This is a genomic window from Neolewinella agarilytica, from assembly GCF_900110645.1.
Lineage (GTDB): Bacteria > Bacteroidota > Bacteroidia > Chitinophagales > Saprospiraceae > Neolewinella > Neolewinella agarilytica.
Genome location: NZ_FOFB01000006.1, coordinates 209113 through 227957, shown reverse-complemented (window position 1 = coordinate 227957; position 18845 = coordinate 209113). Strand labels below are relative to the sequence as shown.

Sequence of the window (18845 nt, the reverse complement as noted above, 5' to 3'; positions counted from 1 at the left end):
GAAATGGGCGCGGACGCAGGATGCAGGGAGAAGGCTTGGGAGCAATGTTCTGGTCACCACGCGCTCGGTGAGGGCAGCAGGTGTTAAAATTCAAAAAGCCGGAAATACCAAAAGTTAAAGCCTGGTTCCCTCTCTAAAACCGATCCTTTGATGAGAGTAATCCTCCCCCTGCTGTTCAGCCTGCTTTGCACCTGCGTCAGCGCCCAAAAAACCTTCCCGACACCCGTCAACGACATTGTTACTGACCGGGCTTCCGTACAATCTTCGGCTCTGCCTCAGCCGCCCCTCCGGGCGGCCGACGTCATGTGGCAAAAACGCGTTTGGCGGGTCATTGACACCCGGGAGAAGATCAACCTCACCTTTGCCTATCCGGAACGCCCGCTGATTACGATTCTGATGGAAGCTGCCCAGGACGAAAAGATTCAGCTCTACGGTACGCTGGACGATAAGTTCACAACCCCGCTCTCGCCGGAAGGACTCGCCGCCATCGCCGGTGGGGCAGACACCGTTGCGGTCGTCGACCCCGTCACCCAGGCCGTCAGCTACGAAATCGTTCCCCGGGAACTGAACCCAGCGGAGTTCACCCGCTACCGCCTTCAGGAAATCTGGTATTTCGACAAAGCCACCAGCACAACCAAAGTCCGTATTCTCGGCATCGCCCCCATTCGGGATGTCTTCGACGAGAATGGAAACCTGGTGTACGAACAGCCCGCGTTCTGGGTCTACTACCCCGCCGCCCGGGAAATGTTAGCTACAGAAATGACCTTCGCCGTTGGCAATGACGCAGCCAACCAGAGTTGGGAAGATATTTTTGAGATGCGCTACTTCAATAGCGCCATCGTTAAAGAGTCCAATATTCATGACCGCCGCATCGGCGATTATTTGCCTAACGGCCGGGACCGGCTACTGGAAAGTGAGCGGGTGAAAGCCGATATTCTGGCGCGGGAGTCGGATAGTTGGAGTCATTAGGCAGGTTGTCCCGCAGTACTGCGGGACAGGTTGCAGGTTAAGAAAATCGATCTCCATGGCTAATTCAAGTTCTGGCTATGATTTTTTCAGCTGTTTTGCCACTGCTGTACAAATTGAGTTCTGCGAATAAAAAAGCCCCGACATCTTAGTTGACGTCGGGGCTTTTCATTTGTAATGAGCCTTAGAGCTTCACTACTTCTGCCTGAATAGGGTAATCGTTCAGGATACGGTTAGTGAAGGCCATGTGCCCGCGGGGGACCGCCAGGTAAAGCTTACCGTGCTTGTAGTTAGCGAGGCTGGAGAGCAGGCGCCATTTGGTAACGAGCTGACGCTCGTCGTCCGTTTTCATGCCTAATTCGAAGTAAGACTTACGTCCGTTTACTTCTCCCGTACAATCAGGGATGAAGTACTCTTCACTGTCTTTTCCACGGCGAATTTTGGCGGGCGTTTCGTAACCTTCAGCGTTAGCGCAGATGTTTTCGAAGCCTTTTTTCTTTACGATTTTGTCGAGCAGCAACTGAATAAGCTCTGCATCTTTCTGTTGGGCTTCGGTGAGGATACCATTTTCCATCTGGTGCTTGTGGTTTTGAGTCGAATGATATGGGCGCAACCATAGTGGCTGAATCCAAATTGAAAGTGTAATAGTAAAGGCGACAAGGTACGACCGGGCGTACGTTATGCCAAAAAACTAGCTCTACTAAAACGCTTCGAGGCTTGTTATAGTTGACTTTCGTCCGAGAAGAGGGTCTTGAAAGACAAATTAGGGGCAAACTATTTGACTGCCGTACTATTTACCTATTTTACGCCTCCAAATAAAGCTTAAAAACGATCATAATATGTCAGACCAGCGCCCATGGCTCGCACAATATCCTGCCGGCATCCCCGCTAATATCGACACTTCCGCGTACCCTACTTTGAAAGCATTACTGGCAGATGCCATGCAAAAGCATGCTAAGAAACCAGCCTTCATGTGTATGGGAGCTTCGCTTTCCTACTCAGAACTAGACGCTAAATCCACTGCTTTCGGAGCATATCTTCATTACCGCGGCTTACAGCCAGGCGAGGCAGTGGCGCTCATGATGCCCAACCTCCTGCAGTATCCTATTGCCTTACACGGTGTCTTGAAGGCCGGTCTGGTAATCGTCAATACCAACCCTCTCTACACTCCAAGGGAGATGAAGCATCAGTTTACGGATGCCAACTGCAAAGCGGTCATCATTGCCGAAAACTTTGCCAGCAACCTGGAACAGATTATCGGAGAGACGGACATCAAGACCGTGATCACCACCAGCATCGGTGAGCTACTGGGCTTTGTTAAGGGCGGTATCACCAACTTCGTAGTCCGGAAGGTAAAGAAGATGGTTCCTGCTTATAACCTGCCCGGAGCCGTAAACTTCAAAAAAGCGCTCTCCGAAGGTGCGAAGTACAAGTTGCCGGAGTTCGAGGGAAAGCCGGAAGACACGATCGCCCTGCAGTACACTGGTGGAACAACCGGTGTCTCCAAAGGGGCCATGCTCACTAACTCCAACCTGGTGGCTAATGCACTTCAATCCAAAGCCTGGATGACCCAAAAGCTGCAGGAAGGTGGTGATGAATGCATGCTGTGCCCGCTTCCGCTCTATCACATTTTCGCCTTTACGGTAAACTCCGTTGCCATCTTCGCTCACGGTATTTGTAATGTGCTGATCACTAACCCGCGGGATCTCAGCACGATCAATGATGCTTTTAAAGACAACAAGATCGCTGGCATGACCGGCGTAAATACGCTCTTCAACGGCCTGGTCAATAATGCTGGCTTCAAAAAACTTGACTTCCGTCATCTGAAGATCACCGTCGGCGGAGGTATGGCCGTTCAGCGCCCCGTAGCCGAAGCCTGGCAAAAACTGACCGGCGTTCCGCTGAGCGAAGGGTACGGTCTGACGGAGACCAGCCCCTCCGCCTGCATGAATCCACTGAACGAAAACATGCGCATCGGCTACATCGGTATTCCACTGCCCAACACCGATATGCGCTGCTGGAATGAGGAAGAAGACCGTATCGCTACCACTGAAGAACGCGGTGAAATTCACATCAAAGGTCCGCAGGTAATGAAAGGCTACCTCAACCGGCCAGAGGCTACCGCCGAAGTGATGACTGCTGACGGCTGGCTCAAAACCGGAGACATCGGCATGATGACCGCCGACGGTTTCTTCAAGATCGTAGACCGGAAGAAAGACATGATCCTCGTCTCCGGCTTCAACGTTTTCCCCAACGAAGTGGAAGATGTAATGGCCGCTCATCCCAAAATTCTGGAATGCGCTGCCGTCGGAATCCCGAGTGATAAGTCGGGCGAAGTCGTCAAGCTTTTCGTTGTCAAAAAGGATAAATCCCTGAAGGAAGACGAAGTCATCGCCTACGCCCGGGAAAACCTGACCGGCTACAAAGTACCCAAGGCCGTGGAGTTCCGCGAAGACCTGCCGAAGAGTAACGTCGGTAAGATTTTACGGCGGCACTTGCGGGAGAAGGTGAATTAGTCTTTTGGTTCTTTGGTCTTTTGGGCTACCGCACGTTGGAGGCGGGGTTGGTATTTTGGTCCGTTGGTCCGTTGGTCCGTTGGTTCTTTGGTTCTTTGGTTCTTTGGTCTTTTGGGCTGCCGCACGTTGGAGGCGGGGTTGGTATTTTGGTCCGTTGGTATTTTGGTGCTTTGGGCTACCGCATGTCGGAGGTGTTGGAAGTACACATGAGCTAGCTCGGAGAGCTTTGTGCCGCAGGTCCGGGCTATGGATGAGAAGCGAAGATGACTAGTTAGTACTGGACACTATTCTCACATTCTAGCATTCCCTCCTCCAACATCTCCAAAGTGTGGCAGCCCAAAAGACCAACGAACCAACAGCCTATTCCTCCGGCCACGGGTAATTAATCTCCTCCGTCTGCAGTAAATCCCCCGCTCGCGGGCTCACCTCCACGCCCGCCCAGGTGGCTTTGCCAGCGTAAAGCTTTTGTCCTTCGCGGTAAAAAACAACGTCCAGCTCCCCGCGGAGGCTTTCGTTGATCTTACCGGTCATTGCCTGCCCGGTAACGGGGCTGAGGAGTTCGCCTCCGGGAGCGGGCCGGCCGCTGATTCGAAGGTGCTTACCCTCCTGATAAAAGCTGATGGTAAACGCATTGCTTTCATCCACCTTTGCCTGCACCTGCGACCGCGCCCAGGTCGTAAAGTAGTGTAACTCCCCTTCAAAAAGGAAGGTTGCTAAAAAGCCCGTAAAGGAGCTTCCCATCCAGGGAATACTAGCCACGCTGGCCATCAGGCTTACGGCCTGGCTCGTCCCCGTCAGGTGGTTACTCTGGCACCAGATCCAGGCGTCCGGGAAGCCGCTCCCCCAGTCTTTTTCAATGTAGCCTACCCCGCCAGCTGCTTCCTGTTTTCCGTTATTGACGCTGATGTAGCCTTCCAACTCATGGTGCAGACTCACCAGACCGTGGTAACATTGCATGCGGGGAACGAAGCCATACCACCCCATCACCCCCGGAGCCAATGCTTTCTTTTGCCAGACCTGTACCCGCTTAAATGTCAAATCGACTTCCAGCCCTTCCAGTTGAACGAGCAGCCCCTTATCGGAGAAACGATGTGGCCCCAGTGCTATTGAAAAGCTCGTTGTGGAAGCGGTGAAATCCTCAATGGGATAACGGTGGTAAGCGGAGGTAGCGGCTACACCGTCCAACACCTGTAAAAAGGCGTGGCCCGCCCCGTCCGCCCCGTAGCTGATACCGGGGATGAAGGCGTAGGCCAGGTTTTTCTCCGGAATCACCACCTTGACGTACCATCCTTCAAAATAGTTGGACGACCGGCCCCAGCCCTGAAACCGGGGTGGATCGAAAGTAGCGCGGCGGCGAAGCAGGAAGTTTTTCATTACAACAGGATTATACCTGAATCAAAGTGGTTTGGGTATAGGAGAAAAAGCAACAGCCGGGATGCAGTGTTGCAACCCGGCTGTTTTAGTCTGGTAGTCTAGTGGTCTTGTAGGCTCCGCATGTTGGAGGCGTTGGAGGCGTTGGAGGCAATATCAAATTATCGCACATTGCCGCCTACAAAATGCGGCAGCCTACCAGACTATCGAACTACCAGACTACTTCGCGTCTTCGTACCGCTTACTTACCGCATCCCAGTCAACGACAGAGAAGAAAGCCTGGATGTAGTCCGGGCGGCGGTTCTGGTAATTGAGGTAGTAGGCGTGCTCCCAGACGTCGAGGCCGAGGATCGGGGTTCCCTGGGTGTCGGCAACATCCATCAGCGGGTTGTCCTGGTTAGGCGTAGAGGTAACCGCCAGGTGACCATTTTCACCTACAACGAGCCAGGCCCAGCCGGAGCCGAAACGGCTACCTGCGGCAGCGGCGAATTGATCCTTAAAGGCATCAAATCCACCAAGATCCTCAACGATGGCGTTAGCCAGATCGCCAGAAGGCTTGCCGCCACCGTTGGGGCTCATCACCGTCCAGAAAAGGCTGTGGTTATAGAATCCACCACCGTTATTACGCACGGCAGTGCTGTGCTTGGAAACGTCTTTCAGAATGTCTTCAATGGATTTCCCGGCCAGATCAGTGCCATCAATGGCATTGTTCAGCTTGGTGGTATATCCGTTGTGGTGCTTCGTGTGGTGAATCTCCATCGTACGCGCATCGATGTGGGGTTCCAGGGCATCGTAGTCGTAGGGGAGTTTGGGTAATTCGAACATGAATTAGCGTTGTTTTGGTGATGTGTATTAGTTGTATAACAGAAATTCCGGGTGAGGGTTGGCGCGGACGCAGGTGCAAGAGAAAGTTTTTGCAGCATTGGCCTGCAGGCTACTATGATTACCCTGCCCCTCAGAGGTAGTTGCCTCCTTTCCGGATTTGCGTTCAGTCATCAAGAATCTGGTTATTAAAGGGTAATTTTCACTAACGGGCAGTTCCCTGCATAAGCTATCTTCGCGCCCTATGGCAGACCTACCGAAAAAGTATATCTGTATCCACGGTCATTTTTACCAGCCCCCACGCGAGAACGCCTGGCTGGAGACCATCGAGATTCAGGACAGTGCCGCGCCCTACCACGATTGGAACGAGCGGATCAACGATGAATGCTACGCTCCTAACGCTACGGCCCGGGTATTGAACGCGGATCATCACATCAGCGCCATCAGTAACAATTACGCCCGGATCAGCTGGAACATGGGCCCTACCCTGCTCTCCTGGCTGGAGGAACACGACCCGTCGACCTACGCCCGCCTGCAACAGGCGGACCAGGACAGCGCCGCCCGTTTCGGCGGCCACGGCAACGCCCTGGCCCAGTCCTACAATCACATCATCATGCCACTGGCTAATGACCGGGACCGTGTAACTCAAATTCGTTGGGGCATCGCTGACTTCGAGGCCCGCTTCAACCGGAAGCCGGAAGGAATGTGGCTGGCCGAAACCGCCGTTGACACCGCCACGCTCGTTGACCTGGTAGACAACGGCATCACCTTTACCGTACTTGCCCCAAGGCAGTGCAAGGCCGTCCGGCATGGCTCCGAAGGCGAATGGCATGAGGTTCACGGCGGGGTAGACCCCCGCCGCGCTTACCGCTGCCCGTTACCCGGAGGCAAATCCATTAACCTGTTTTTCTACGACGGCGAGGTCTCCAAAGCCGTCGCTTTCGAGGGCTTGCTCAATGACGGAGACCTACTCGCCAGCCGGCTGATGAACACCCTGAGCGACAACGACGACGTACAAATAGCCCAGATCGCTACCGACGGGGAAAGCTACGGCCACCATCACCGGAAAGGAGAAATGGCCATGGCCTCCTGCCTGAACAAGGTCGAAGACAACCCTTACTTCGAGCTGATTAATTACGGCCAGTTTCTGGAGCTTTTCCCACCCAGCTGGGAAGCAGAAATCCATGACAACAGCTCCTGGTCATGCGTACACGGCGTTGAGCGTTGGCGGAGTGACTGTGGTTGCAAAACCGGCGGCGAAGCCCACTGGAACCAGGCCTGGCGGGCGCCGCTCCGCGCGGCCCTCGATCAGGTTCGCGAGCAGCTCATTCCCGTTTTTGAAAACGAAGGAAGACACTATTTCCGTGATCCCTGGGCCGCCAGAGATGCTTACATTGAACTTATCTTAGACCGGGCACCTGGCAAAACAGAAGACTTCGTTGCCCGTCACGCTAAAAAAGAGTTCATTACCCCCGACGAAAAGGTACGGATGCTCAGGCTCCTCGAAATGCAGCGCCACGCCATGCTGATGTATACCAGCTGTGCCTGGTTCTTCAACGAAGTTACGGGTATCGAGACCCTGCAGGTGCTGCAATATGCTAACCGGGCATTGCACCTTTGTGAGGTAATTACCGGAGACGACTACCACCCCGCCTTTCTGGAAGCCCTGGAAAACGTCCCCAGCAACGTGGCCCAAAATGCTGCGGTCGCCTATCGGGAGCACGTAATGCCCGCCCGGGTAGGCCTGCGCCGGGTAGGGATGCACTTTGCTGCTTCCAGCCTTTTTGAGGCCGACATGCACAATCTGGAACTGTTTAATTACCGCGCAGAAATCCACGCTCTCCGGCAGCTCCGCGCCGGGAGCTATCGCCTGGCGATGGGCCGGATGACCATTCTTTCCAACCTGACCCACAGTCGCTCTACTTTCAGCTTTGCGGTCCTTTATTTGGGTCAGCAGACGATGATCGGCAGTATCCGGGACGACATGTCTCTGGAAGACTTTGAATCTTTCGCCCCCGACCTGGAACAGGAATTCAGAGGAGGGCACGTTGGCGACGTCATCTCCCTGATTCACACTAATTTCGGGATGGACACCTTCTCCATCTGGTCCTTATTCCGCGACGAAAAACGCCGTATCCTCTTATTCATGATGGACCGGACGCTGGACATCGCCTCCAAGAGTTTCAAAGATTTCTACTACGACAACTATCAACTGATGAGTACGATGCGGACTAACGGATTACCGTTGCCCGATGCTTATCAGTCAGCCATCAGCTTTACGCTACACCGGAGGCTGTTCGATGCTCTGTCAATCCGGGAAGCGCTCGATCAGGCTCGTTTTGAACGCATCGTTGCGGACTTTTCCCATTGGGATCATCACTGGGACGGAGCCGACGACCTGGAGAAAGCGGCGGCCCAACGGCTACAGCATTTGGTCCAAAATGCTTTTACCGGAGACACCAGCTGGTCAGACGTACACTACCTGCTAAACGCCATCAGGAAGCTCGACCTTAAGCCCAATTACTACCGAACGCAGAATGCCTTTCTGGAAAACTGGACGGAAGCTTACGCCAGCCAACTTTCTACCTCCTCGCTGGCGGCAGGACTGGCTGTTGCCCGAGATCTCGAACTCGCCCTTGGCTTCGTAGAGCAGGAAAATCCGGAAAGTGTAGCCAGCTAATGAAGATAGCCCTTCTTGCCCCCCTACGCTTCCCCGTCAGCCAACCTTATGCGGGTGGCGTGGAAATGCACTCCCACTTGTTGGCCAAAGAATTACAGGCCAGAGGCCATGAGGTTACTCTGTTTGCTCACCCGGAATCCGACAAAAATTTCGGGCTGGTGCCCTGTTCGCTGGCCGAAGGTGCTGGCTTCGGGGCCACAACTTTCGCCTACCGCAAGGTGATGAAAGAGCTCGCCAAGGGAGATTTCGACCTGGTGCATAACAATAGTCTGCACTTTTTACCGCCGTTGTTGGCGGGCTCGCTTCCCTTTCCGATGGTCACTACACTCCACACGCCTCCCTACCGGTCTTTTCGGCTGACGGCAGCGTTGACGCGCAGGATCGCTTCCCACCAATACGTGAGTATCAGCCATTTTATCCAGGCGAAGTGGTCAGGCCTGATCGGGAAGTCCACTGTCGTCCACAACGGCATTCAGCTCTCGGAGTGGCCCTACAGCCCGGTGGCCGTGCCCAGAACGGCGGTTTGGTTTGGTCGCTTCACCCCGGAGAAAGGCGCGGAATATGCCATGGAGGCCGCCCGGCGGGCGGGTTGCCGGCTCACGCTGGCGGGGCCGATTTACGACCAGCACTACTTCGACAAAAAAGTAGCCCCTCTTCTAAACGAGCAGATCACCTACGCCGGCCACCTGAACCAGCCGGAACTGGCCTCTCTGATCGGTCGGTCTTCGGTGGGGCTGGTGACTTCCGTTTGGGATGAGCCATTCGGGCTCGCTTATGTGGAAATGGCGGCCTGTGGGACGCCGGTGGCGGCTTTTGACAGTGGGGCGGCCCGGGAAATCATCCATGAGCAATGTGGCGCATTGGTGGCTAAGCGAGACGTAGCGGCGCTGGCGCGGGTGCTGGGAGAGTTAAAAAGCAGGGAACGCTCAGGCTGCCGGCAATACATCGAGACCCACTTCCCGGTTAGCCGGATGGTGGAGGGGTATCTGAAGGTTTATGAGGGGGCCGTAACGGGTGTATAGGAAGCTAAAAAATCCATCTTTACCAGAATTAAACCTACATCCAGGGCCATGAAACGCTGCTCTTAAAAACTCCCTTTGCACCTGTCCCGCAATACTGCGGGACGCCCAAAAGCACTTTTGCTCCAAAACCTTATTATATAGTAGCGATTACCCGAAATCGACTAAAAACAAAACAAACTTTAACATAAATCCGTAATACTAATCCAGATTGGGGCGTTTATACCCCCGTCTGAACAACTTGCACACTTTTTACTTCAGATACTTTTTTCGGTAAACCGCCGGTTGTTGCACCAACCGTAGTTCGGGGAGCCATCACAAAACCAACGCCATATGGCAACGATTCAGAATAATCCATCCAATACTCCTAAGTTCACGCCAGCTCCTAAGCCGGCTCCTAACCGCACGCCTTTGCTGGCGGGCATCATTGCCGTTCTGCTGCTGGCCCTCGCCGGTCTGGGCATCGGCTATGCCAACCGCGGAACGGAAAATGCAGAAATCTCCTCCGACCTCGTCGAAATGGAGCAGTTCAAAGCTACTGCGGAGAAGCAGTACTACGAGTCTCTGGCCGAACTGGAAGAGATGCGCGGCAGCAACGAAGAGCTCAACGCAATGATCGACCAGCAGAAGGAAGAGCTCCGGACGCAGAAAGACAAGATTACCTCACTGACCCGCGACAGCCGTAACCTCGTAGCTGCCCGCCGGGAGCTCGCCGAGCTGAAGGCCCAGACTGACGGCTACCTGGTGCAGCTCGAAGAGCAGCGCCTGGCCATTGCTGAGTTGGAAGAAAACAACCAGCGCCTGACCAGTGAGCGCGACCTGCTCACGACGGACCTTCAGTCCAGCCGCCAGCAAAACGAAAGCCTGAACAGCGAACGCGCCGTTCTCGTTAGCGAGCGCGAGCAACTCACCAGCACCAATCAGGAGCTGAGCCGTAAAGTCGGTATCGCCAGCGTCATCAAAGCCAACAACGTAACCGTTCTCGGCCAGAAGCAACGCAACAGCGGTAAGTGGGTAGATCGCCGGACGGCAAAGAACGTAGACCGGCTCTACATCTGCTTCAACAGCCTGGACAACAGTGTTGCCGAAGCTGGTGAAGAAAGCTTCCAGCTACGCATCGTTAACCCAAGTGGTGAAACGATCCAGATTGACGCTGAAGGCAGTGGTATTCTCGTCGACGCCCAGAGCGGAGAACAAATTCCTTACACCAAGTCCGTGAATTTCGCCTTTGACGGTTCTGCTTCCAGCCACTGTGCGGAATGGAACGTTGCTAACCAGCAGTACGTAGAAGGTACTTACCGCGCAGAACTCTACAACAAGGGCTTCTTCGTCGGTGAAGGAGAAGTAATCCTCAAGTAAGCAGAAGAGTAACCTCTCGCTGACCAAATAAAACCATTACGAGGCTCCGGACGCAAGTTCGGGGCCTCGTTTTTTTTCAGGTTGCAGGTTGCAGGTTGCGGGTTGCGGGTTGCCGCTCACAACATGCAACTTGAAACCTGCAACTTGAAACTTGAAACCTGCAACCTGAAACCTGCAACTTGAAACCACCGCCCTCTCCCGCGGGTTTACCCTCCAGAACCAACCACCAAGCGCTATCACCGCACAAGAATTATTGAGTGCCTCCCTTGGATTACCGGAACCAGCGGAGGGGCCAGGTATTACGGAGGAGCAATTTATTCAGCAGTTAGCTGATGCAGTAGACTACTGGATGCAACACCGAATGGAACAGCTGATGAGCCTATGCTACACCCTGGACGTTAGCGAGGCAGCTGTTGCGGAGGCCTTCCATCCTTCCGCACCGGAGGCGGCTAACATAGGCCTGGCCCGTTTGCTGTATCAGCGGCAATGCCGCCGGCTCGAAACCAAACAACAGTTTAAACCCGAAACCCTGGACGATGAGGATGCCTGGTAGAAAATTCTGGATCCCTTTATTTTTGCTCGCTGCCTGGTTTGGTGGCCGGGCTTGGTATTTCTCGCCCGCCTTCGGGGAGGAGGATCTGGCGGCGAACTTTACGGCCATTCGGGCTGATGGGGAATCATTTCAACTTTCCGACCTTAAAGGACAGCACGTCCTGCTGGACTTCTGGGGAAGCTGGTGTGGCCCCTGCCGGCGTGAAAGCCCGGAGCTGGTGGCCCTGAATAAAACGACCCAGAACCAACTAACCATCGTCAGTATTGCCATTGAGCGGGACAGTAGTGCCTGGCTCCGGGCCATTACTCAGGACGCCAGAGACTGGCCCCATCAGGTAATGGACCAAACGGGTAGTCTGAAGTTTCTCGGTGGAGAAATAGCCTCCCTCTACGGCGTCAATCAGGTACCCACGAATTTCTTAATTGACCCCGACGGAAAAGTCATCGGTGTGGATATTCCGCCTTCAGAGGTAGAACGAATGCTTACTCAATGATTTTACCAGGAACCCCATCTCACAGCCTTCACTGTATCACCAATCGGGAACGGTACACATGGTACGGTGCGCGAGGCACTACATTACGGCTTCGCTGCGATTCCGCGCCGCTGCTAAGAAGTTAGCCCCAACCTCATCAGGGCCAGAACTCTTTCTTACTGCACAGCAAACTTCCCCTTTGATGGATGTTTACCTCAGCAATGCTATACTTCCTACCATCCGAGAGTAAGTACTGTTTGACTCACTGATTATTTGACCATTACTCCCATGCGCGACAATATCAATCACGAATACGACTACGCCGAATCCGTTTCCGGGCCAATTCCTGACTATTTACTGGAAGTTGAAAGACAAACTTACCTCCGAACGATGGCCCCACAGATGTTGAGCGGTCGCCTGCAGGGCCGTCTGCTGGCCATGTTCTCTCAGCTTTTGCGCCCGCACCAGATTCTTGAGATTGGTACTTTTACCGGTTACTCCGCTCTTTGCTTAGCGGAAGGCCTCGCCCAGGACGGCGAGCTCCACACCATTGAAGGAAACCCGGAAACAGCGCTGCTGGCCGCTCAGCACTTTGCGGCGTCCCCCTTTAACCGGCAATTGCACCTGCACCAGGGGCAGGCAGCTGACCTGCTTCCTACCCTGACACAAAGCTGGGACCTGGTTTTTTTAGATGGAGATAAACAAGCTTACCCCGATTATCTTCCGGTTATCGCAGACCAGATGGCTCCCGGTGGGCTCTTGCTGGCGGACAATGTTCTCTGGGATGGGAAGGTCGGAACCGGGAAGAAAGATAAAGACGTAAATGCCCTGCATCAATACAATACCTTGCTTGCAGGAAGGAAAGATTTCGAAGTTGTGCTACTGCCATTGAGAGATGGACTTTCGGTGGCCAGAAAAGTCCTATTCTAGTCAGTTATCAGGGTTTCTTTGTTGTCTTTTACGATTTACGTACATTTACATCTAATATTTTCTGAGGCACTTAACTAACACTAAGTATTTACACAAATAAAAGGCAGCTCCCGCTATGGTGAGAGCTGCCTTGCTTTATAAGTAGATAGTCGGTTAGTCGGTAATCAACTACTAAGCAGTAGCCTCTTCCTCCTTAGGAAGTCCCTGCACACCATTTACGGTGGTGTACTTGAAGCTCAGTTTCTTATCCGGGTAGATATAGCTGAAGGCGGACTGAACGGCCATAGTACCCTCATGGAAACCACAGAGAATCAGTTTTAGCTTCCCGGCGTAGGTATTGATGTCTCCGATGGCATATATACCGTCAACGCCAGTACTATAATCCCGGGTGTCGACCACGATGGCATTCTTATCAATTTGCAAGCCCCAGTCGGCGATGGGTCCGAGTTTAGGCGCCAGACCAAAGAGAGGAATAAAGTCATCAACACTTACCAGTTGTTCTTCGCCGGTTTTGTGCTTGACGGTGATCCCTTCTACCTTGCCTTCGCCAGAGATACCTACCGCCTGCGCATTAGTGATCAGGTTGATGCGGCCGGACTCTGCGAGTTCCATCACTTTTTCGACACTGTCCAGAGCTCCCCGGAAAGAATCCCGACGGTGCACAAGCGTCACCTCGCTGGCGACGTCAGCCAGGAATATCGTCCAGTCCAGAGCGGAGTCTCCGCCACCAGCCAGAAGTACCCGTTTGTTGCGGTATACTTCCGGGTCACGGATCACGTAGGCGACGCCCTTATCCTCATAGTCGTTAATACCAGGGATAGGTGGCTTACGGGGTTCAAAACATCCTAAACCACCGGCAATCATAATCACCGGAGCCTGGTGAACGGTACCCTTAGAAGTAGTTACCTGATACATCTTTTCGCCTACCTTTTCCACGTATTCGGCACGTTCCCCCAAGGTAAAACCGGGGTTAAAGGGCTTGATTTGTTCCATCAGGTTATCTACCAGGTCACCAGCCAAAACGGTTGGGTAACCCGGGATATCGTAGATAGGCTTCTTGGGGTAAATCTCCGTTAGCTGACCGCCAGGTTGCCCGAGGCTGTCGATCAGGTGGCAACGGAGTTTTAGCAATCCTGCTTCAAATACCGTAAAGAGACCGACCGGGCCGGCGCCAATTATGAGGATGTCAGTTTGGATCATTGTATATTTTTCTTTGGGGTTTTAACAAATTGAGAGCGTATTGGTTACGCTGATTTATATCATTAAATGAAGCGAGCTTGCCGTTTGTAGACTGGTGTCCGTGCAACTGAATCAGGATACGTGCAAGCCACACTCATCCTTATCCTTTCCTGCCCACCTGCCGGCCCTGCCTTGCCCGGGTCGTGTGCAATGATGGCAGCCAATGGAGCCGTAGCCCAGGGCTTCCAGCGGATGGCGCGGAAGTTTGTCTTTTTCGAGGAGGTACAGGAACTCGCCTTCTGTAATATCGATCAGTGGGTGAAAGTGAATTAGCCCGTCAACTTCTTCAAAGATCTCCATCGCAGCCCGGTTCATTGTCTGGTAACTGTGCACGCCAGACATCCAGACGGTATGCTCCTCCTTCACGGCCTTGAGTGGCATTACTTTATTGTAGTGACAACAGCGGCTGGGTTGATTCTCCCACATTTCTGACTCAAGCGTCTGCTGATGGCGAGCAGGATCAGGGAGAATCTCGACGATCTCCAGCCCCGTGATCTCCGCCAGGGTATCCTTGTACGCCAGGGTTTCAGGAAAGTGATAACCCGTATTCAGGATATGGACTTTCTGAGCCGCATTAGCCCGGCTCACCAGGGTGAGCATCACGACGGACTTGGTACCGAAGCTGCTGGTAAACAGAACCTCATTTACCGGAAAGTAGTCATAGAGCCGTTTAATCCGGTCCTGGAAATCCAGTTCTGCAAATTCGGCGTTCAGGGCCTTAACGTCAATTTTAAGTACGGTCTTACTCATGCTTTGTTTTCGTTTGAGTCGGGGGTTTCTGGTACTTCAGCAGGCTCAGCAGGTGCCGCGGCCGCAGGTGCAGTGTTGGCGGCCGCTTCCACGAGGCATTCTCCTTCGGGGCAGCGGCAGCCGGCCGCTTCGCCAGCAGTCGAGGAGAGTAAACTACTCGTTACGGCATTGAGTTGACGCACCTTGGCTTTAAAATCCCCCGTTAGCCGGTCTCTGAAGATTTTGAGGTCATCCAGCAGGTTAGTCGTCTCCAATTCCGGCAACTCTGCCTCCAGAAACTGGCGGAAGCGTTTGGCGAAAGTAGGGCTCTGTCCGTTCGTGCTGATGGCAATCTTCAGCGGTCCGCGGGTGACGATGCTGCCGAGGTAGAAGTCACAGAGGCTGGGAGTATCTGCGATATTAGTGAGTCTTCGGGCGGCTTTGGCAGCAGCGTGTACGGCAAGGTTAATGTCTTTGAAGTTGGTGGCAGCAACTACAAGATCAGCAATAGTTACATCGGCAGACCGAAATTCACGGGCATACCAGATAACAGTACCACCAGCAACAGTTCTCCACTCTCCTGCTGCGGGCTCTGCCTCAAAGCGGGCGGCTTCCAGAGTAGCTCCTCCAAACCCTGCTTCGTCCAACTCGCTCTGCACCTGCGTTCGCGCCGCATCGTTACACTTATCCAGTAGTGCCTTTAGTTCCTCCCCCATCCAGGGGGCCACAATCACTACCCGGGCGTTCGGGCTGGATTTGAGAATAAAGCTAAGCTTCTCCTCCCCTACCTCACCGGCGCCTACTACCAGAAGCTGGAGTCGGTCTAAGCGAAAGAAGGCGGGGTAGAGAGGGTTGGTCATGGGATATGCGATATTTGATATGCGATTGGCGATATGCGATTGGGCTACCGCGCGTGGGAGGCTGCCGCAAGAGCATTTACCTTGAAGTCCGGGTGCTGAGACACCGTTTCGCCCAGCACGATGATGCCAGGACCTTTGTCTTTTTCAGTCGTTACGCGCTCAGCGATGTCGTTCACGGTACCGACCCAGGCGCGTTCGTTGGGGCGGCTGCCGTTCTGGATCACCATGGCGGGCAGGCTTCCTTTTCCTTCCGCGTCCCAGAGAGCGCAGATTTGATCGAGGCGGCCAAGGCCCATCAAAATGATGACCGTCGCATTGCTTTTCGGGGCCAAAAGTAAGTCTTCGCTCAGACCTCCGCTGCGGGTATGCGCCGTTAACACCCAAAAACTATCCGCGTAACCCCGGCTCGTGGGGGCTACTCCCTGCAATTCCGGCAGGCTGATGCAGCTACTAATGCCCGGTACGACCGTAACGGGAATGCCCGCCGCTTCAGCATAAGCCTTCTCTTCCTGTCCACGCCCAAAAATGAAAGGGTCTCCCCCCTTCAGCCGTACTGCATGGCCATATTCGAGAGCTGCTGCCACGAGCATTTCATTGATCTCCTCCTGCTTTTTATAATGGCAACCGGCACGCTTGCCTACGAAAACCCGGAGGCAGTGCGCGGGGGTCTCTTCCAGCAGCTCATCGGAGCTCAGAGCATCGTAGAGAACCACGTCTGCCGTTTGCAGAGCTTTGAGGCCTTTGCGGGTGATGAGGTCAGGGTCTCCGGGGCCGGCGCCAACTAAAGTCACGCGCGGGGCGCGGTCTTTGGGCGCGGCTTCGCCGCTTGCAGACGTCGCTACGCTCCTTGTAGGCGAAAACGCGCTTCGCTTGTTTTCTGGCAGACGGTCGCTGCGCTCCCTTGTAGACGCTGCGCTTGTAGCGGCATCAAGAGAGTGACTATCGGAGTTATGTAGATTCATCTTTATCAAATTTGACTTACCTGGGGAACGCACTAAAAGCGAAGCGTCTCCCTTAAGCTTTGTAGTATTCACCAACGACGACTTTATCCAGCTGTGCCTCGCGGGTTTTTATGGCCTTGGAGACAAAGGCGCGGGCGTCAGCCAGGTAAGCATTGACGAAGTCAGGGGTCGGTTCGTTTTTCTTGATCCGGAGGACGAATTCCGGGAAGGGCATCGCTTCGCTGAAGCGATCTCCGAACTGCTCTGTGAAGTCCTTCAGAATACCGATGTGGGTGTTACACTTAACGTCTTCGGCGAGGAGCAGAGCCTTGGCGGCCGTAATCATCGCGGAGTAGGCATGGTAACCAGCGTCGGCCCAGGCTTCTCCCTTTACGGATTCGCCAGCGGCGATCACCTTGTTGGATGCATCGTTTAGAATGGCACCGATCACATCAAGGCTGACGCCGGCACATTCGCCTACGCCAATCTCCTGGCGGTAGTCATGGTCCTGCCCCCAGTCGAAAAATTCCTCGTCGGTCAGGTTCTTACTATTCCCCAGCGGCTTGAGCACATCGTAGAAGTAGCGCTTACCCTGGCGGACGACATAGTCATTGTAGTACTCCCCTTCGGAGGCATTCTCTTTGTAATCGTTAAAGAGGTCGCGAATAACCTGCGGAATCCGGCGCGTGGGTACTTTAATCACCTTTTCAGCCACGAATCCACGGCCGTCAGGTGCAATACCACCACCGACCACAACCTGCATCGCCGGCGCAATGCGCTGGCCAACGCGAATGCTGCTTCCGTGGAAACCGATGTTGGCTGCCATGTGCTGCCCACATCCGTTCATACAGCCGGATATCTTGATCCGGATATCGTCTTCAGTGACCATTTCGGGGAACTCGTCACGGACGAGCTCCTCCAAAACAGTGGTCAAACCAGTGGAGTTGGTAACTCCAAGGGCACAGGTATCCGTTCCCGGACATGCGGTAATATCAGCAGTAGTATCATAACCTGGCAAGCCCAGATTGAGGGCGTAAAGGCCATTAAAGAGATGCGGCAAAGCCGTTGGGGGAACGTAGCGCAGAATCATCCCCTGCTGAACGCTCAGGCGAATATCGTCAGAGGCAAACTCCCGGATGAGGCTGGCGAGGAGGCGGGCCTGTTCCGCCTCCAGGTTCCCTAACGGCACCCGAACAGCAACAGCGTGGTAGCCACCTTGCTTCTGTTCGGTAACGTTCGTCTTCAGCCATTCGGCGTAGAGCTTTGGGTGTAAAGCTTCGATTGCCTCGAAATTGTCCGCCGGGACCTCCCCGAGGGAAGGTACCAGGCTTTCATCAATGGAATAGGTTTTGTTCGCCACGGCGGGCATCTCTTCGGCGACGAGCTCCATAAATCGTTCCAGCCCCAGATCCTTGAGCAGGTACTTCATCCGGGCCTTCATACGCTTTTCACGTTCGCCGTAACGGTCGAAAACACGGATCGCCGCCTCCATGAAGGGGATGATACGGTCGGCCTCCAGAAATTCGTAGGCCGTAGGGGCGATCATAGAAACCGCTCCCAAACCACCGCCGATGACCACCTTAAATCCTTTTTTACCGTCCTGGATCCGGGGAATGAAGCCAAAATCGTGGAAGTAGGTAAAAGCAGAGTCTTTTTCACTGGACGAAAAGGCAGGCTTGATCTTACGGCCCATCTCCTGGCAAATCGGGTTCCGAAGGAAATAATCGAAAGAAGCGTATACGTAAGGGCTTACATCAAAGGGCTCTTCAGGGTCGATGCCAGCCATCGGGCTGGCGGTGAGGTTACGGACCGTATTACCGCAAGCTTCCCGGGCCGTCATGCCGGCTTCAGCCAACTCTTTCCAGATAGCGGGGCTGTCATTTAGTTTTACGTAGTGAAGCTGGACGTTTTGCCGGGTGGTAATGTGCAGGCGGCCGTTGGTATACTTTTCGGAGATATTCGCCAATGCAATCAACTGATCAGGGGTAATGTGCCCGAAGGGGATCTTCGTCCGAAACATATGAACACCAATCTGACGCTGACCATACACTCCCCGCGTAAGCCGGTAATGCTTAAATCGGTCTTCGTCTTCCTGACCACGCTGATAAGCGTAGATCCGGTTGGTCAGTTCTTCAATATCATCCCGTACGGGGGCAGACAGGTGGTCTAAAGTGGATTGGTCGCTGGTAATCATACCCAAAAGTACCCGCAGAAGCAGCTTTCAGTCGACTCGACATATGAAAGAAACAACCTATGAACGGATTACGGGACAAAATAAGATACTGTACATCAATTATTTACAAATAACAAGTTACCAAATAGGAAAAAGTCTTAACATATTTTTATTTTCATAAATTATAATCCGGCGCTTCCGCAGGTGCAATGGAA

Annotated in this window: 17 protein-coding genes; 8 read left to right on the top strand and 9 right to left on the bottom strand. The window is 53.8% G+C overall.

Going from position 1 to position 18845, the window contains the following annotated elements:
• Positions 1-150 precede the first annotated feature (150 nt).
• Entirely contained in the window at positions 151-969 is an 819-nt protein-coding gene (gene porN / locus BM123_RS07715) for a type IX secretion system ring subunit PorN/GldN (protein ID WP_090166967.1), read from the top strand.
• A 181-nt stretch (positions 970-1150) separates the two neighbouring features.
• On the opposite strand, the gene BM123_RS07710 is transcribed toward porN, so the two are convergent.
• A complete protein-coding gene (locus BM123_RS07710; protein WP_090166965.1) occupies positions 1151-1540 on the bottom strand; it encodes a hypothetical protein in 390 nt (129 codons plus the stop codon).
• Positions 1541-1805: 265 nt separating this feature from the next.
• Between BM123_RS07710 and BM123_RS07705 the strand changes: the two genes are divergently transcribed.
• On the top strand, positions 1806-3482 hold the full coding sequence (locus BM123_RS07705) for an AMP-binding protein (RefSeq protein WP_090166963.1): 1677 nt from the start codon (positions 1806-1808) through the stop codon (positions 3480-3482).
• A 360-nt stretch (positions 3483-3842) separates the two neighbouring features.
• Here BM123_RS07705 and BM123_RS07700 read toward each other — a convergent pair whose 3' ends face one another.
• From BM123_RS07700 to BM123_RS24165, 3 genes are all read right to left on the bottom strand, one after another.
• The gene (locus BM123_RS07700; protein ID WP_090166961.1) at positions 3843-4856 is read right to left on the bottom strand and encodes a tocopherol cyclase family protein; all 1014 of its coding nucleotides are present in this window, start codon (positions 4854-4856) and stop codon (positions 3843-3845) included.
• A 216-nt stretch (positions 4857-5072) separates the two neighbouring features.
• Positions 5073-5678, bottom strand: coding sequence for a superoxide dismutase (locus tag BM123_RS07695; protein ID WP_090166959.1), 606 nt, complete (start codon positions 5676-5678; stop codon positions 5073-5075).
• Positions 5679-5705: 27 nt separating this feature from the next.
• On the bottom strand, positions 5706-5849 hold the full coding sequence (locus tag BM123_RS24165; RefSeq protein WP_175489285.1) for a hypothetical protein: 144 nt from the start codon (positions 5847-5849) through the stop codon (positions 5706-5708).
• A gap of 70 nt (positions 5850-5919) precedes the next feature.
• On the opposite strand from BM123_RS24165, the gene BM123_RS07690 reads away from it, so the two are divergent.
• The 6 genes from BM123_RS07690 to BM123_RS07665 all read left to right on the top strand — a co-directional run bounded on the left by BM123_RS07690 (position 5920) and on the right by BM123_RS07665 (position 12688).
• Positions 5920-8355: a DUF3536 domain-containing protein gene (locus BM123_RS07690; RefSeq protein ID WP_090166957.1), complete on the top strand. Its 2436-nt coding sequence runs from the start codon at positions 5920-5922 to the stop codon at positions 8353-8355.
• A complete protein-coding gene (locus BM123_RS07685) occupies positions 8355-9377 on the top strand; it encodes a glycosyltransferase (RefSeq protein ID WP_090166955.1) in 1023 nt (340 codons plus the stop codon). Before BM123_RS07690 ends, BM123_RS07685 begins: the two co-directional genes overlap by 1 nt.
• A 330-nt stretch (positions 9378-9707) precedes the next feature.
• Positions 9708-10733, top strand: a complete 1026-nt coding sequence (locus BM123_RS07680) for a hypothetical protein (RefSeq protein ID WP_090166953.1) — start codon at positions 9708-9710, stop codon at positions 10731-10733.
• Between the two features lie 253 nt (positions 10734-10986).
• Positions 10987-11286 carry a hypothetical protein gene (locus BM123_RS07675; protein WP_090166951.1) on the top strand — a complete coding sequence of 100 codons (300 nt, stop codon included), beginning with the start codon at positions 10987-10989 and terminating at the stop codon, positions 11284-11286.
• Between the two features lie 22 nt (positions 11287-11308).
• Positions 11309-11779 carry a TlpA family protein disulfide reductase gene (locus tag BM123_RS07670; protein WP_175489284.1) on the top strand — a complete coding sequence of 157 codons (471 nt, stop codon included), beginning with the start codon at positions 11309-11311 and terminating at the stop codon, positions 11777-11779.
• Positions 11780-12046: 267 nt separating this feature from the next.
• Positions 12047-12688 (top strand): O-methyltransferase, encoded by a 642-nt coding sequence (locus BM123_RS07665; protein ID WP_090167011.1) that lies wholly within the window; start codon positions 12047-12049, stop codon positions 12686-12688.
• 171 nt (positions 12689-12859) lie between these two features.
• Here BM123_RS07665 and BM123_RS07660 read toward each other — a convergent pair whose 3' ends face one another.
• The 5 genes from BM123_RS07660 to BM123_RS07640 all read right to left on the bottom strand — a co-directional run bounded on the left by BM123_RS07660 (position 12860) and on the right by BM123_RS07640 (position 18651).
• Positions 12860-13888, bottom strand: a complete 1029-nt coding sequence (locus BM123_RS07660) for an NAD(P)/FAD-dependent oxidoreductase (protein ID WP_090166947.1) — start codon at positions 13886-13888, stop codon at positions 12860-12862.
• A gap of 111 nt (positions 13889-13999) precedes the next feature.
• Positions 14000-14677 (bottom strand): phosphoadenylyl-sulfate reductase, encoded by a 678-nt coding sequence (locus BM123_RS07655; protein ID WP_090166945.1) that lies wholly within the window; start codon positions 14675-14677, stop codon positions 14000-14002.
• Positions 14674-15516, bottom strand: a complete 843-nt coding sequence (locus BM123_RS07650) for a precorrin-2 dehydrogenase/sirohydrochlorin ferrochelatase family protein (RefSeq protein ID WP_090166943.1) — start codon at positions 15514-15516, stop codon at positions 14674-14676. The genes BM123_RS07655 and BM123_RS07650 overlap by 4 nt, the downstream gene beginning before the upstream one ends.
• A 44-nt stretch (positions 15517-15560) precedes the next feature.
• Positions 15561-16478, bottom strand: a complete 918-nt coding sequence (cobA, locus tag BM123_RS07645; RefSeq protein ID WP_090166941.1) for a uroporphyrinogen-III C-methyltransferase — start codon at positions 16476-16478, stop codon at positions 15561-15563.
• A 52-nt stretch (positions 16479-16530) separates the two neighbouring features.
• The gene (locus BM123_RS07640; protein ID WP_090166939.1) at positions 16531-18651 is read right to left on the bottom strand and encodes a nitrite/sulfite reductase; all 2121 of its coding nucleotides are present in this window, start codon (positions 18649-18651) and stop codon (positions 16531-16533) included.
• Positions 18652-18845 lie beyond the last annotated feature (194 nt).